Below are 13941 nucleotides of genomic sequence, written 5' to 3'. Positions count from 1 at the left end.
TGCCTCAGCTCTGGTTGAAGAAACCGTCCTCGCGGCGCGCGACCGGGTCACCGCTGACGATCTCCGTGTTGGCGGGGGTCAGCAGGAAGACACGGTTCGCGACCCGCTCGATCGTGCCGCGCAGGCCGAAGGTCAGCCCGGCCGCGAAGTCGACGACGCGCTTGGCGTCGGACGCCTCCATGGCCGTGAGGTTCACGATGACCGGCACACCCTCGCGGAAGAGCTCACCGATGGCGCGGGCGTCCCGGAAGCTGTCCGGGGTGACCGTGCCGATCCGGCGGCCCTTCTCCTCGGCGGTGTCCGAAGCCACCTTGACCCGGGGGTCGGTGACCCAGGCCTCCCCGGGCTGCTCGGTCCCCTCGGAGTAGTCGTCGTCGTAATAGCGCTCGTCATCGTTGTCGTCGACGAGGCCAAGCCAGGCACTCGCCTTGCGTACAGATCCCATGGACGCCTCCTCTCACAGCGGTCTTTCTTGCTTTCCGCATCCCTATGGTCATCCATGATGCGGATGGCGCGCCAAGTGGATAGACGCCGCGCGGGGGGTTTGTGACGGTACTGGTGCACAGCCCATACGTCGAGAGCCCTGTTGTAGCAAGGGTCGTTACCCACACGGCTGCTGACTGTGAGTGAAATATGATTCTTCACGGCGTATGGGTGATGCACGGAGCGTACGAGTGAACGGGGTGGTCGCTACGATGCAGCAGCTCAACGTCCTACACGCCACGGGGGAGTGCTGTGTTCGGAATCGTTCGGCCCTGCCGTCATCGGCTCGGTGAAAATCTCAAAACCCAGTGGATGGCGCATTTGTGCGGGCTATGTCTCGCGCTGCGCAAGGACCACGGACAGTTCGCACGAGTCGTGACGAACTATGACGGACTTCTCATATCGGTTCTGACGGAAGCTCAGGCCGACGGCGCCACCGGGCAGTCGGGCGGATGGCGGCGTACGGCGGGGCCGTGCCCCTTGCGCGGGATGCGGACCGCCTCCGTCGCCCGGGGCGAGGGCGCACGGCTCGCGGCGGCTGTCTCGCTGGTGCTCGCCTCGGCCAAGGTGCGTGACCATGTCGCCGACGGGGACGGGCTGCTGGCGCGCAAGCCGGTGGCGCTCGCGGCGCGCCGCGTGGCCAAGCGGTGGGACGCGGCGGGGGCCCGTACCGGATCCGAGGTCGGCTTCGACACCGCCGTGCTCGTCGACGCGGTGGACCGGCAGGTCGGCATCGAGACCCTCGCCGGGCCGGGCACGCCGATCCTGACGGTCACCGAACCGACCGAGACCGCCACGGCCGCCGCCTTCGCGCACACCGCGCGGCTCGCCGGACGGCCGGGCAACGCCGAACCGCTCGCCGAGGCCGGACGCCTCTTCGGACGGCTCGCGCATCTGCTGGACGCCGTGGAGGACAAGGAATCCGACGCCGCGTCAGGTGCCTGGAACCCGCTCACGGCGACCGGCACCCCGCTCGTCGAGGCACGCCGGCTCGCCGACGACGCGCTGCACGGGATACGGCTCGCGCTGCGCGAGGTCGACTTCGGCGACGGCAAGCTCGCCCACCGGCTGCTCGTGCACGAGCTGGGCACGTCCGTCGACCGGGCCTTCGGCAGCGCGGCCTGCGGGCACGGGGACGGGCAAGGGCACGGTGACGCGCCGTCGCTGGCCGGGCCCTACGCACCGCCCGGCGGTCCCGGCGGGCCGCCGCTGCCGCCCGGGCCGCCGCGCCGGGACCGGCGCGGGCTGCTGGCGGGGTGCGCGGTGTGGGCGGGCCTCGCCTGTACGTGCCAGCTGTGCTGCGGCTCGTACGAGGACCCCTGGAGCCGGGAGCGGAAGGAAGGTCTCTGCAACCCGGACTGCGGCGACTGTTGTGACTGCTGCGACGGCTGCAGTTGCTGTGACGGCTGCGACTGCTGTGATTGCGGCTGCGACTGCAGTTGCTGAATCGGCTGCATTGAACGCAGGGGCCTTCCGGGACGTATCTCCGGCAAGGACGCGATGTGCGTGCGGCCGCTCGAAAGGATCAGGGACCATGTCAGGGCGCTCTGACAGGATCGTGCCGCTCGCCGTGAAGATCGTGGTGAGCGGGGGGCTCGGGGTCGGCAAGACGACGTTCATCGCGGCCATTTCGGAGATCGAACCGCTGGACGCGGAGGCCGCGATCACGCAGATCTCGATGGGGATCGACGCGGTGGACGGCACCGAGTCGAGGACGACCACGACCGTCCCGCTCGACTTCGGGCGGATCACGCTCGATCCGTCGATCGCGTTATACCTCTTCGGGACGCCCGGCCAGGACCGGTTCTCCTTCCTCCGGGACGACCTGGAGGAAGGCGCGCTGGGGACGGTGGTCCTCGTGGACACCCGTCGCATCGAGGAGTGCTTCCCCGCCGTCGACTACTTCGAGACGCAGGGCGCGCCGTTCGTGCTCGCCGTGAACCGCTTCGACGGCGCCGATCACTTCGAACTCGACGAAGTGCGCAGGGTGTTGGGGCTCAGGGGCGATGTGCCGGTGCTGGAGTGTGATGCTCGGGACCGCGGGTCGGTACGGGATGTGCTCGGCGCGCTGCTGGACCGGGTGATCGGCGTCCGGGGCGCGCCCAAGGGGAGGGGAGGGGTGTGCGTGTGAAGGCGAAGAGGGCAGAGCACGTGCAGCGAGGTCGGCTCAACAGGAAGAGGACCACACGCGACCGAAGTCGATGTGGGAGCGCTTGACCAGCCACTGCTGTGGATGCATGGGCCAAGTGGAACAGGCATCCGGTTTCCCGTCAACCGAGCTGAGACGTGCTGCTCACATGATGGACAACCTTGACAGTGAGGGGAAACGGCGCCGTACAGTCGACGGACGGCCCTGCTGAGGGGCTCGGCCGTAGCGCGCCCAGCGGCGCACCGTGTGAAGGCACCCGTGCTCGACCTATGCGTCACGGAGTCTTCGCATGTCATCGGACACCCTTGCCAAAGTCACCGCCGTACCCGGCACGAGGCCTTCCCTGGTGATCGTCGGGGCCGGGCCGCGAGGGACCGGTCTGATCCAGCGGATCGCCGCCAACGCGCCCGAGCTGTACGCCGGTTCGGGCCTCGACATCCATCTCGTGGACCCGCATCCACCGGGCGCCGGACGCATCTGGCGGGCGGCCCAGTCGCCGTTGCTGTGGATGAACTCCCACGCCGAGGACGTCACGATGTTCACCGACGAGACGGTGGCCATGGAGGGTCCCGTGGGGGAGGGTCCGACGCTGCACGAGTGGGCCGGCATCGACGCGGACGTCTTCGCCGACCGCCCGCTGCAGGGCTCGTACCTGCGCTGGGTGCACGAGCAGGCCGTCGCCGCGCTGCCGGACGGCATCACCGTCCACCACCACCCGAGACGCGCCCTGCGGGTCGGCGGGCCGCGCGAGGGCCGGCAGCAGGTGTGGCTCGAAGGCCGCCCGCGTCCGCTCCTGGCCGACCTCGTGGTCCTGGCCCTTGGCCACCTGGACGCCGAACTCGACGAGCAGCAGAGCGAGTTGGCCTCGTACGCCGCCGCGCACGGCCTGGTCCATCTGCCGCCCGACTTCACCGCCGACAGCGACCTGTCCCCGCTGAAGGCCGGTGAACCCGTCCTGGTCCGAGGCTTCGGGCTCGCCTTCGTCGACCTGATGGTGCTGCTGACGGAGGGGCGTGGCGGGCGCTACGAGGGGGACACCTACGTCCCGTCCGGGCGGGAGCCGGTGCTGTACGTCGGATCGCGGCGCGGAGTGCCGTACCACTCGAAGATCGGTTACGACTGGAGCGGTGAACGGCCGCCGCTGCCCCGGTTCTTCGGGCCCGTCGAGGTGGCGGAACTGCTCGCCCGGCCAGGTGGGTTCGACTTCCGGCGGGACGTGTGGCCGCTGGTGGAGAAGGAGTTGGGGTTCGCCCACTACCACCGGCTGTTCACCGTGCATCCGGAGCGGACCGGGATGTCCTGGACCGACTTCGAGGAGAAGTACGCGGCCGCCGCCGATCTGGCCGAGCGTGAGGCCCTCGTGGCGTCCGCGGTGCCCGCGCCGGCGGACCGGCTGGACCTCGCCGCGCTCGACCATCCGCTGGACGGGGTGCGGTACGGCTCGTTCGAGGAGTTCCAGGAAGGGCTGCGCGGTTATGTCGAGCGGGATCTGAGCCGGCGTCATGATCCTGAATACAGCCCGGACTTGGCGGTCTTCCTCGGACTGCTGTCGGTCTACGGGCAGTTGATTCGGCTCGGTGACATCGGGCCCTGGTGGCACGGGTTCTTCAGCTATCTGGCCTCCGGGCCGCCCGGACCCCGGCTGCGGCAGCTGCTCGCGCTGTCCCGCGCCGGTGTCCTGAACTTCCTGGGCGCCGACATGACCGTCACCGCCGAGGACGGCGTGTTCCGGGCCACCAGCGCGACCGTGCCCAACTCCTCCGTCGAGGCGCGGGCGTTGGTCGAGGCGCGGCTGCCCGAACCCACCGTTGGCCGGGCCCGCGACGCCCTGCTGCGCGAGCTGTACGAAGAAGGGGCGGGGGACGGGGTCGCCGAGACCCCGGAGGGACTGCTGCGGGTGGACCCCGGCGACGGACGGATCCTCGACCGGGCCGGCCGGCCGCATCCCCGGCGGTTCGCGCTCGGGCCCTTCACCGACGCACGCACCTCCGGCGCCTTCACCCGGCCGCGCACCGGCGGCCCCGCGTTCCGCCAGAACGACGCGACGGCGCGGGCCGCGCTGCGGTTCCTGGCGGAGCTCTCCGAGCGGGCGGCGGCGTGAACGCTCCCGCTGCTTGCCGGCAACCCCGCCGCCTGTGTGTGGGCGGGGCTTGCGACTGTGGCTGCTCGCTGTGTGTGGGCGGGGCTTATGGCTCCGGTCGCTTCCTGTGTGGGGGCGGGACTTGTGACTCCCGCTGTTCCCTGAGCGTGGGCCGGAATTGCCGCTCCGGCTGCCCCCTGCACGGCGGCGAGGCTCGCGACCTCCGCCGTTCCCTGCGCGTGGGTCGGACTTGCCGCTTCGGCCGCTCCCTGCGCGGCGGCGGGGCTTGCGATCCCCGCCGTTCCCTGAGTGTGGGCGGGGCTTGTGACCCCCGTCGCTCCCCGCGTGCGTGCTCGACTCGGCACCCCCGCCGCCTCCCGTGTGCTCTCCGAAAAGGATTCCCGACATGAGCCCTTCGTACGGCCGGGGGCTGCTGCACCTGGCCGCTGCCATCGACCAGTCGGCGGTGTTCGACGCCGGCTCCTATGTCGAGTTGGCGCGGCTCGCCGAGCGGGGCGGGCTGGACTTCATCACGCTGGACGACACCTTCGGCCGGCCAGGGCCCGACGCGCTGTCCGTCCTGTCGCGGGTGGCGCCGGCGACCAGCCGGATCGGGCTGGTGCCGACCGTGACCACCACCCACACCGAGCCCTTCCACGTCCAGGCGGCCGTCGCGACCCTGGACTGGGTCAGCCGCGGTCGGGCCGGCTGGCGGATCGACGTGTCGGCCACCGAGGGCGAGGCCCGCCTCTTCGGCCGCCGACACGCCGTCGCGGCGGACGAGTTGTGGCGGGAGGCCGGTCAAGTCGCCGACGTGGCCGCGCGGTTGTGGGACAGCTGGGAGGACGACGCGGAGATCCGCGATGTGCCGACCGGCCGTTTCCTGGACCGGGACAAGCTGCATCACGTCGACTTCGCGGGCGACTCGTTCTCCGTCAAGGGGCCGTCGATCGTGCCCCGGCCCCCGCAGGGCCACCCCGTGCGGGTCATCGACGCCACCCAAGGGCACGCCCGGCCCGTGGCCGCCCGGTACGCGGACGTGGCGCTGGTGCAGGCCGTGAGCCCGGCCCAGGCCGGTGCCGTACGCGATGAACTGCGGTGCAGGGCCGTGGAGTTCGGGCGCAGTTCGGACGCGCCGCGGGTGCTCGCGAGCCTCCTGATCGACCTCGGTGACGGCGAGCACGCGGCCGAGCCCGGGCACGGCGGGGGCGGGCCTCGGCAGACCGCGCAGGGCCCGCTGTACCGGGGCGGTCCGGTGGACCTCGCCGAGCTGATCGCCGCCTGGTACAAGGACGGCGTCGTCGACGGCTTCCACCTCACGCCCGCCGAGCCGCGCCGTGACCTGGAGCGGCTCGTCAACGGCACGGTCGCGTTGCTCCAGCACCGGGGACTGTTCCGCACCTTCTACCCGGGCAGCACGCTCCGGGAGCACCTGGGCCTGGCCCGGCCCGCCAACCGGTACGCCGTGACAGGGGGAACGTCATGACCGTACGACGCAGGCGGATGCATCTGGCGGCGCACTTTCCCGGGGTCAACAACACGACGGTGTGGGCGGATCCGCGGTCGCGGTCGCAGATCGAGTTCTCGTCCTTCGAGCATCTCGCGCGCACCGCCGAGCGGGGTCTGTTCGACTTCTTCTTCCTCGCCGAGGGACTGAGGCTGCGCGAACACAAGGGCCGTATCCATGACTTGGACGTCGTCGGGCGGCCCGAGTCGCTCACCGTCCTGAACGCGCTCGCCGGGGTCACCGAACACCTGGGGCTGGCCGCCACGGTCAACGCGACCTTCAACGAGCCCTACGAACTCGCCCGCAGACTCGCCACGTTGGACCATCTCAGCGGTGGCCGGGCGGCCTGGAACGTGGTGACCTCCTCCGACGCCTTCACCGGCGAGAACTTCCGGCGCGGCGGCTTCCTCGACCGGGTCGACCGGTACACCCGGGCCGCCGAATTCATTCAGCTGGCACGGGAGTTGTGGGACTCCGGGGACCCGGACGGGGTCTTCCGGCCCGTCGCGCACCGCGGGCAACACTTCGACATCGCGGGCGAGTTCGGCGTCCCGCGCTCACCGCAGGGGCATCCGGTCGTGATCCAGGCCGGGGACTCCGACGAGGGACGGGAGTTCGCGGCGGCCACCGCCGACGTGGTCTTCACCCGGCAGGGCTCCCTGGAGGCGGGCCGCTCCTTCTACGCCGACGTCAAGCGCCGGCTTGCGAAGTACGGCCGTACGGCGGACGACCTGAAGATCATGCCCGGTGTCTCCGTCGTCCTCGGCGACACCGCGGCCGAGGCGCAGGAGCGGGCCGCCGGGATCCGCCGCCAGCAGGTCTCCCCACAGAACGCGATCCTCGCCCTCGAGCAGGTCTGGGGCGCCGACCTGTCCTCGTACGATCCCGACGGACCCCTGCCCGACTTCGACCCGGTGCCCGACTCCGGGATCAGCCAGGGACGGACCCGGCGCGGCGACACGGTTGCGATCGCCGAGAAGTGGCGGGCGCTGTCGCGGGAGAAGGGCCTGTCGATCCGGCAGACGGTGATCGAGGCGAGCGCCCGGCAGTCCTTCATCGGCACCCCCGAGGCCGTCGCCGCCGAACTGGAGGAGTTCGTGACGCGGGACGCGGCCGACGGCTTCATCCTCGTACCGCATCTCACCCCGGGCGGCCTCGACGAGTTCGTGGACCGGGTGGTGCCGCTGCTCCAGGAGCGCGGCGCCTTCCGCACGGAATACCGGGGCGCCACCCTGCGCTCACATCTGGGGCTGGCCGACCCGGCGGGGCGGCGGGGCTGATCACATGACGGCGGGGCTGGTGACGTGATGACGAGGGTTGAGCGGATGACCACGGATGTGGCCGACGAGTGGCAGCGGTGGCACGAGCGGCGCGTGGCCTCGGCCGCGGCGCCCCACGGGTCGCTCGCGCTGACCGGCACGCACTGGCTGGAGGACTATCCGGACGGTCGACTTCCGGACATCCCCGGAAACTGGTCGGACGACGGCGACGCGGTGCTGCTGACGGCCACCGCGACGGACGGGCTGACGGTGGACGGACGGCCCCTCGACGGCACGGTCCGACTCGCCCCCGACCAGGGCCCGGCGGCCGCGGCGCGGGTCGCGTCCGGCGAGCGGCGGCTGGTCGTGCTGGTGCGCGAAGGAGTGTGGGGCGTACGGGACTTCGACCCGGACGCGCCGGCCCGGCGGGCCTTCCGTGGCATCGAGGCGACCCCCTACGACCCGCGGTGGTCGGTGCCGGGGCGCTTCACTCCGTACGCCGAGGACCGCACCGTACGCGTCGAGAACGCGGACGGCCGCAAGCGCGGTCTCGGGCTCGGCGGAGAGCTGGCGTTCACGCTCGCCGGCCGGGAACTGACCCTCCAGGTGACGGTCGAGGACGACGGGTCGCTGTGGGCCGTGTTCGCCGACGGCAGCAGCGGACGGAGCAGCCATCGCTTCCGGTTCCTGCGCCCGGCCGCCCCGGACGCCGAGGGGCGCACAACGGTGGACTTCAACCGCGCCCTGCTCCCGCCGTGCGCATTCGCCGACGCCTTCATCTGCCCCTTCCCGCCGCCGGGCAATACGCTGGACCTCGCGATCGAGGCGGGGGAGCGCAACCTGCTCTGAGTGCGGGGACACCGGCATCCGGGGGAGGCGGCCCGTTCGCACAGCTGGTTCAAAGATCCACGGCCGAAAGGCGCCCTTGTGCCTAACGGTTGTTCGGTCGAATACTCCCCACAGCGCTTGTCAGGGGCACGGCATGTCCGGAATCCGGACGAAGTGGGCCCTGGCTGCGCCTCACGGGCCCCGACCCCACGCGGGCCCCCGACTTCCCCATGTGGAGGAACGACAAGTGAGGATCAAGCGCACCACTCCGCGCAGCGGCATTTCGAGACGGACCCGGCTGATCGCCGTCACCACCGGACTCGTGGCCGCCGCCTCGTTCGCGGTCCCCAGCGCGAACGCGTCCACCGTCACCCCCTTCAGCACGGCGCAACTCAAGGGCGTCAGCAGTTCGGTGCTCAAGGCCGACATCCCGGGTACCGCCTGGGCCGTCGACAGCAAGACCAACCGCGTCGTCGTCACCGTCGACAGCACGGTCTCCAAGACCGAGATCGCCAAGATCAAGGCGCAGGCCGGCGGCGACGCCGGTGCGCTCACGATCAAGCACACCCCGGGTCAGTTCAAGAAGCTGATCACCGGTGGCGACGCCATCTACGGCGGTGCCTACCGCTGCTCCCTCGGCTTCAACGTGCACAGCGGGAGCACGTACTACTTCCTGACCGCCGGGCACTGCGGTGAGGTGGCCTCCACCTGGTACTCCAACTCCGCGAAGACCACGCTGCTGGGCAGCAACGTGAGCTACAGCTTCCCGACGAACGACTTCGCGCTGGTGCGCTACACCGGTTCGGTGGCCCACCCGAGCTCGGTCGGCAGCCAGACCATCACCAGCGCGGCCACGCCGAGCGTCGGCACGACCGTGTACCGCCGCGGCTCCACCACCGGCACGCACAGCGGCCGGGTCACCGCCCTGAACGCGACCGTCAACTACGGCGGCGGCGACGTGGTCTACCAGATGATCCAGACCACCGTCTGCGCCGAGGGCGGAGACAGCGGCGGTGCGCTGTACGCCGGCACCGTGGCCTACGGTCTGACCTCGGGCGGCAGCGGCAACTGCAGCTCCGGTGGCACGACCTTCTTCCAGCCGGTCACCGAGGCGCTGAGCTACTACGGCGTGACCATCGGCTGACCGAGCCGCGGAGCAGTCCTTGTCCGCGCCCGAGCTGACGAGCCCGGGCGCACAGCGCAGCCGGCGGCAGGCGAGCCCCCGTACGCAATCGGCGTGCGGGGGCTCGCCCATGTCCCTACTCCGGAGTTACCTTCGAAGTACAGGCAGAACTCCTCTGTAACGCCCACTCGGGACCCTGGGGGCCGGCATGGTCGAGGAGCTGGTGGCGGCCGGAGCTTCGCTCGCGGCTGTTGGAGCGGTGTACGTGATGGCCGCGGCGCGCGTCATCAAACAGTACGAACGAGGCGTGGTGTTCCGCCTCGGCAAGCTCCGGCCCGAGGTGCGTGGACCGGGGTTCACGATGGTCGTCCCGTTCGTCGACAAGCTGCGCAAAGTGAACATGCAGATCGTGACGATGCCGGTGCCGGCCCAGGAGGGCATCACCCGGGACAACGTCACGGTACGGGTGGACGCCGTCGTCTACTTCAACGTGACCGGCGCGGCCGACGCGATCGTCCGGGTCGAGGACTACCGGTTCGCGGTGGCGCAGATGGCACAGACCTCGCTGCGCTCCATCATCGGCAAGAGCGAGCTGGACGATCTGCTCTCCAACCGCGAAAAGCTCAACGAGGGGCTGGAGTTGATGATCGACAGCCCGGCGGTGGAGTGGGGCGTCACCATCGACCGCGTGGAGATCAAGGACGTCTCCCTGCCCGAGACGATGAAGCGGTCCATGGCCCGGCAGGCCGAGGCGGACCGTGAGCGGCGGGCCCGGGTCATCAACGCGGATGCCGAGCTCCAGGCCTCGAAGAAGCTGGCCGAGGCCGCCAAGGAGATGTCCGAGCAGCCGGCCGCGCTCCAACTGCGCCTGCTACAGACGGTGGTGGCGGTCGCGGCCGAGAAGAACTCCACGCTCGTGCTGCCGTTCCCGGTGGAGCTGCTGAGGTTCCTGGAGAGGGCGCAGCCGGCCCAGCCGCAGCAACCGCAGGTACAGCAGCAGCCTCAACAGCCGCAGGTGCAGCAGCAGTCGCAGCCTCAGGAGCAACCGCAGGCGCAGCAGCCGCCGCAACTGCCGGAGGCCTCCGGAGAGTCGAATTCAAGCCACGACTGATCCTCACCCTCCGACGCCGGTTACTCGCCCGTAGTGTTTGCACTGCGAATTTTCCTGCGCGGCTGCGAAGCGATTGCAAGGCACCTGTGAAGGGTTGGCGACGAGGGAGCGCACGCCGTCGGCTACGCGCGTCCTGAACTCGACCTTGTGTGCTCCCTGTGCACCTCGGAATAGTGGGCGCCCGTCAACCAGCCTTCCGGCCCGTGGGGTCCCCACAACCTCCCGGGTCGAACCCCCCACAGGAGGACGTGAGTTGCAGCACCGACGCATACCCAGGCGGCGTGCGGCCATCGCAGGTGCGGGTGTCACCGCACTGGTCGCCGCGGGAGTCACCTTCCAGACTGCGAACGCCAGCGAGCCCGCGAAGGACTCCACGCCGCACACCCTGACGGCCGTCGCGGCCGGAAAGCTCGCCTCGACGCTCGGCCAGGACCTCGGCAGCGACGCGGCGGGCACGTACTACGACGCACAGAACAAGAGTCTCGTCGTCAACGTCCTCGACGAGACCGCCGCCAAGGCCGTCGAGGCGGCCGGCGCCACGGCCAGACTCGTCGAGAACTCCCTCGCCGAACTCAAGGGCGCCCGTACGACGCTCAAGCAGGACGCGACCATCCCGGGCACCTCCTGGGTGACCGACCCGACCACCAACAAGGTCGTGGTCACCGCCGACCGCACGGTCTCGGCGGCCGAGTGGACCAAGCTCGGCAAGGTCGTCGACGGGCTCGGCACGGTGGCCGAACTCCAGCGTACGAAGGGGGAGTTCAAGCCCTTCATCGCGGGCGGCGACGCGATCACCGGCTCCGGCGGGCGCTGCTCGCTCGGCTTCAACGTGGTCAAGGACGGACAGCCGTACTTCATCACCGCCGGGCACTGCACGGAGGCGATCTCCACCTGGTCCGACTCCAGCGGGAACCAGATCGGCACCAACGAGCAGTCCAGCTTCCCCGACAACGACTTCGGTCTTGTCAAGTACACGTCCGACGTGGACCACCCGAGCGAGGTCGACCTCTACAACGGCTCCGCGCAGTCCATCACGCGCGCCGCGGCGGCCACCGTGGGCGAGAAGGTGACCCGCAGCGGGTCGACGACCCAGGTGCACACCGGCACGGTCACCGGTCTCGACGCCACCGTGAACTACGGCAACGGCGACATCGTCAACGGCCTCATCCAGACCGACGTCTGCGCCGAGCCCGGCGACAGCGGCGGCTCGCTCTTCGACGGCGACGCGGCGATCGGGCTCACGTCCGGTGGCAGCGGCGACTGCACGTCCGGCGGGGAGACGTTCTTCCAGCCGGTGACGGAGGCGTTGTCGACGTTCGGCGCGGAGATCGGCTGACGCGACCCGGGCTGTCCCGACCGGCTCTGCGGTCATGACGTGAAGTGAGGTCCCGCCCCGCGCGCGAGGGGCGGGACTTTCGCGTGCCAGGAGTTCGCATGCCAGGAGTTCGCGTGCTTGGAGTTCGCGTGTCAGGAGTTCGTGTGCCGGGAGGGTGACCGAATGGTTGCCGTAGGCGAATTCCATCTGATCGTTATCTCTTTGAAACATTACGCGCCTCACGCTGCTCTTGGGGCGCTGGTTACATTTGGGACCCCGGGGGCGTCAACTCGCGTGCAAGCGGATGAAGTTGACCATTCATCAAGTCGCTTTCACCGGACCTCCGCGGGGAGCCGTACAGCCGAACGACGGGGGAGTGCTGTGCAGAAGGTCCAGTTGACCTATTGGTGGAACGGGCACGAGCCCGGTGATGTCGTCGAGGTGGACGACTCGACCGCGCGGGGAGTTCTCGGGGTGATCGCGCACCCCGCACCGGAGTCCGAGCCCGAACCCGACTCCGAACCTGAACCCGAGGACGAACCGGAGGTCGAGTCGGAGTCCCGGGGATGAGCGAGCCGTACATCACCTTCCCGGACGTCGAGCAGTTGGTCGTCGATCTCCTCAAGGACCGCAGCGAGTTGGCGGGTGTCCTGGTCGACGTCCAGCCGCCCTCCGGCTTCGACGGCTCGCAGCGCGCCGTACTGGTCTCCCGGGTCGGCGGAGCCTGGGCGGAGGATCCCCGCCTGGACAATCCGCTGGTCGACCTGGAGGTCTACGGGCCGTCCAAACCCGCGGCCCACACCGTCTCCCTGATCGCCCGTGCCCTGATGCTGCAACTCCGGGGAGCGGTGTACGGCGAGGCGACCGTGGTGGACGTGGTCGAGGAGGACGGCCCGCGCTGGCTGCCCGACTACCGGCACGCCACCGCCAACCGCTATGTCTCCACGACCCGGTTGGTGGTCCGCCCGGCCTGACGGCCGGCCACCGGCCCCCTGACGCTCTCCCCGTACGGGAAGTCGTCTCCGTCGCAGTGCCCCGTACTTCCGCAGCACCTCCGCAGCACCCCGTAGTACTTCCGCAGCACCTCCGCAGTCCCTTCGTACCAAGTCCGTAGCACGTCATGTCCCACTCCCATCAAGGAGCAGTGATGGCCGGAATGAACGCCAAGGAGATCCGGGTCGCGGGCAGCGGCCGGGTTCTCATCGCCCCGCTCGCCACCGCCCCGCCCGCCGACACCGCCACGGCCTGGGGCGCGGGGTGGAGCGACCTCGGGTACACCACCACCGACGGGGTCAAGATCTCCAAGAAGGACAAGCTGGACCCCGTCGACACCTGGCAGAGCGTCAGCTCGGCGAGGTTCGTCTACTCCGACCGCGACCTCAGCTTCAAGTTCCAGCTCCTCCAACTCAACGAGGACACGCTGCCGTTCTTCTTCGGCGGCGGGAAGGTGAAGGAGACGGCGACCGGGTCCGGGCTCTACAAGTACGAGCTGGCGGCCGAGCCGAAGTTCGACGAGCGCATGCTCGGGCTGGAGTTCACCGACGGGGACGAGGTCAGGTACCGCATGATCATCGCCCGCGGCCAGGTGACCGAGACGGAGGAGATCTCCCTCGTCCGTACGGCCCCGGTGAAGCTCGGCGTCACGTTCACGGCGCTGGCCACGGTGGACGGTGCCCCGCTGGCGACCTTCCTGATGAAGGACCCGAGCTTCAGCGCGGCGTAAATCCGCGTTCCTGCCCGTCCGTTGATCCGTCCCGCAAGGAGCCCGACCTCTCATGGCCCGTTTCAATGTCAACGCCGCCCGCGCCCAGCGCCTCGAAACCCTCGGCAAGGACTGGGAGTTCGAGGTGGACACGGATGTCTTCCACCTGCCCACCGAGTTCCCGCGCAGCATCGCCAAGCAGATCGCCACGCTGGAGGACAACGACATCGACGGTCTGCTCGCGCTGCTTCTCGGACCCGAGCAGTTCGAGCGGTTCTGCAAGTACGACATCAGCGTCCAGGACGTCTCCGCGATCCTGGAGGCGTACGGCAGCGAGACGGGCATGACGCTGGGGGAAGGCTGAGCCTCGGCGCGCTGGTCGAC

Annotated in this window: 14 protein-coding genes; 13 read left to right on the top strand and 1 reads right to left on the bottom strand. The window is 70.0% G+C overall.

Annotation, left to right across the window (positions count from 1 at the left end; translation table 11 throughout):
* Positions 1-4 precede the first annotated feature (4 nt).
* On the bottom strand, positions 5-445 hold the full coding sequence (locus tag ACWD5F_RS22595) for a cell division protein SepF (protein ID WP_401727491.1): 441 nt from the start codon (positions 443-445) through the stop codon (positions 5-7).
* Positions 446-735: 290 nt separating this feature from the next.
* Here ACWD5F_RS22595 and ACWD5F_RS22590 point away from each other — a divergent pair, with 290 nt between their 5' ends.
* From ACWD5F_RS22590 to ACWD5F_RS22530, 13 genes are all read left to right on the top strand, one after another.
* Positions 736-1929 (top strand): DUF5685 family protein, encoded by a 1194-nt coding sequence (locus ACWD5F_RS22590; protein ID WP_451256676.1) that lies wholly within the window; start codon positions 736-738, stop codon positions 1927-1929.
* Positions 1930-2017: 88 nt separating this feature from the next.
* Complete coding sequence (locus tag ACWD5F_RS22585) at positions 2018-2614, top strand: GTP-binding protein (protein WP_451256674.1); 597 nt, start codon at positions 2018-2020, stop codon at positions 2612-2614.
* A 307-nt stretch (positions 2615-2921) separates the two neighbouring features.
* Positions 2922-4733 (top strand): FAD/NAD(P)-binding protein, encoded by a 1812-nt coding sequence (locus ACWD5F_RS22580; protein WP_451256672.1) that lies wholly within the window; start codon positions 2922-2924, stop codon positions 4731-4733.
* Between the two features lie 385 nt (positions 4734-5118).
* Positions 5119-6198 (top strand): LLM class flavin-dependent oxidoreductase, encoded by a 1080-nt coding sequence (locus ACWD5F_RS22575; RefSeq protein ID WP_451256670.1) that lies wholly within the window; start codon positions 5119-5121, stop codon positions 6196-6198.
* On the top strand, positions 6195-7499 hold the full coding sequence (locus ACWD5F_RS22570; protein WP_451256668.1) for an NtaA/DmoA family FMN-dependent monooxygenase: 1305 nt from the start codon (positions 6195-6197) through the stop codon (positions 7497-7499). The genes ACWD5F_RS22575 and ACWD5F_RS22570 overlap by 4 nt, the downstream gene beginning before the upstream one ends.
* Positions 7500-7544: 45 nt before the next feature.
* Entirely contained in the window at positions 7545-8327 is a 783-nt protein-coding gene (locus tag ACWD5F_RS22565) for a DUF1684 domain-containing protein (protein WP_451256666.1), read from the top strand.
* 226 nt (positions 8328-8553) lie between these two features.
* Complete coding sequence (locus ACWD5F_RS22560) at positions 8554-9450, top strand: S1 family peptidase (protein WP_451256664.1); 897 nt, start codon at positions 8554-8556, stop codon at positions 9448-9450.
* 187 nt (positions 9451-9637) lie between these two features.
* On the top strand, positions 9638-10540 hold the full coding sequence (locus tag ACWD5F_RS22555; protein ID WP_451256662.1) for a slipin family protein: 903 nt from the start codon (positions 9638-9640) through the stop codon (positions 10538-10540).
* Between the two features lie 253 nt (positions 10541-10793).
* Entirely contained in the window at positions 10794-11876 is a 1083-nt protein-coding gene (locus ACWD5F_RS22550) for a S1 family peptidase (RefSeq protein ID WP_451256660.1), read from the top strand.
* A gap of 360 nt (positions 11877-12236) precedes the next feature.
* On the top strand, positions 12237-12425 hold the full coding sequence (locus ACWD5F_RS22545) for a hypothetical protein (RefSeq protein ID WP_451256658.1): 189 nt from the start codon (positions 12237-12239) through the stop codon (positions 12423-12425).
* Positions 12422-12829: a hypothetical protein gene (locus ACWD5F_RS22540; protein ID WP_401727503.1), complete on the top strand. Its 408-nt coding sequence runs from the start codon at positions 12422-12424 to the stop codon at positions 12827-12829. The genes ACWD5F_RS22545 and ACWD5F_RS22540 overlap by 4 nt, the downstream gene beginning before the upstream one ends.
* A 173-nt stretch (positions 12830-13002) precedes the next feature.
* On the top strand, positions 13003-13578 hold the full coding sequence (locus ACWD5F_RS22535; RefSeq protein ID WP_401727504.1) for a phage tail tube protein: 576 nt from the start codon (positions 13003-13005) through the stop codon (positions 13576-13578).
* Between the two features lie 52 nt (positions 13579-13630).
* A complete protein-coding gene (locus ACWD5F_RS22530; RefSeq protein ID WP_401727505.1) occupies positions 13631-13921 on the top strand; it encodes a hypothetical protein in 291 nt (96 codons plus the stop codon).
* Positions 13922-13941: the final 20 nt, after the last annotated feature.

The organism is Streptomyces sp. NPDC002499, from assembly GCF_053595415.1.
Note: the sequence above shows the minus strand (reverse complement) of the source record. Positions and strands in the feature narration are given on the sequence as shown.

Excerpts from the sequence above, each read along its gene's own strand:
- ACWD5F_RS22595 (WP_401727491.1), bottom strand. The coding sequence starts at position 445 with ATGGGATCTGTACGCAAGGCGAGTGCCTGGCTTGGCCTCGTCGACGAC.
- ACWD5F_RS22585 (WP_451256674.1), top strand. The coding sequence starts at position 2,018 with ATGTCAGGGCGCTCTGACAGGATCGTGCCGCTCGCCGTGAAGATCGTG.
- ACWD5F_RS22580 (WP_451256672.1), top strand. The coding sequence starts at position 2,922 with ATGTCATCGGACACCCTTGCCAAAGTCACCGCCGTACCCGGCACGAGG.
- ACWD5F_RS22575 (WP_451256670.1), top strand. The coding sequence starts at position 5,119 with ATGAGCCCTTCGTACGGCCGGGGGCTGCTGCACCTGGCCGCTGCCATC.
- ACWD5F_RS22570 (WP_451256668.1), top strand. The coding sequence starts at position 6,195 with ATGACCGTACGACGCAGGCGGATGCATCTGGCGGCGCACTTTCCCGGG.
- ACWD5F_RS22565 (WP_451256666.1), top strand. The coding sequence starts at position 7,545 with ATGACCACGGATGTGGCCGACGAGTGGCAGCGGTGGCACGAGCGGCGC.
- ACWD5F_RS22555 (WP_451256662.1), top strand. The coding sequence starts at position 9,638 with ATGGTCGAGGAGCTGGTGGCGGCCGGAGCTTCGCTCGCGGCTGTTGGA.
- ACWD5F_RS22540 (WP_401727503.1), top strand. The coding sequence starts at position 12,422 with ATGAGCGAGCCGTACATCACCTTCCCGGACGTCGAGCAGTTGGTCGTC.
- ACWD5F_RS22535 (WP_401727504.1), top strand. The coding sequence starts at position 13,003 with ATGGCCGGAATGAACGCCAAGGAGATCCGGGTCGCGGGCAGCGGCCGG.
- ACWD5F_RS22530 (WP_401727505.1), top strand. The coding sequence starts at position 13,631 with ATGGCCCGTTTCAATGTCAACGCCGCCCGCGCCCAGCGCCTCGAAACC.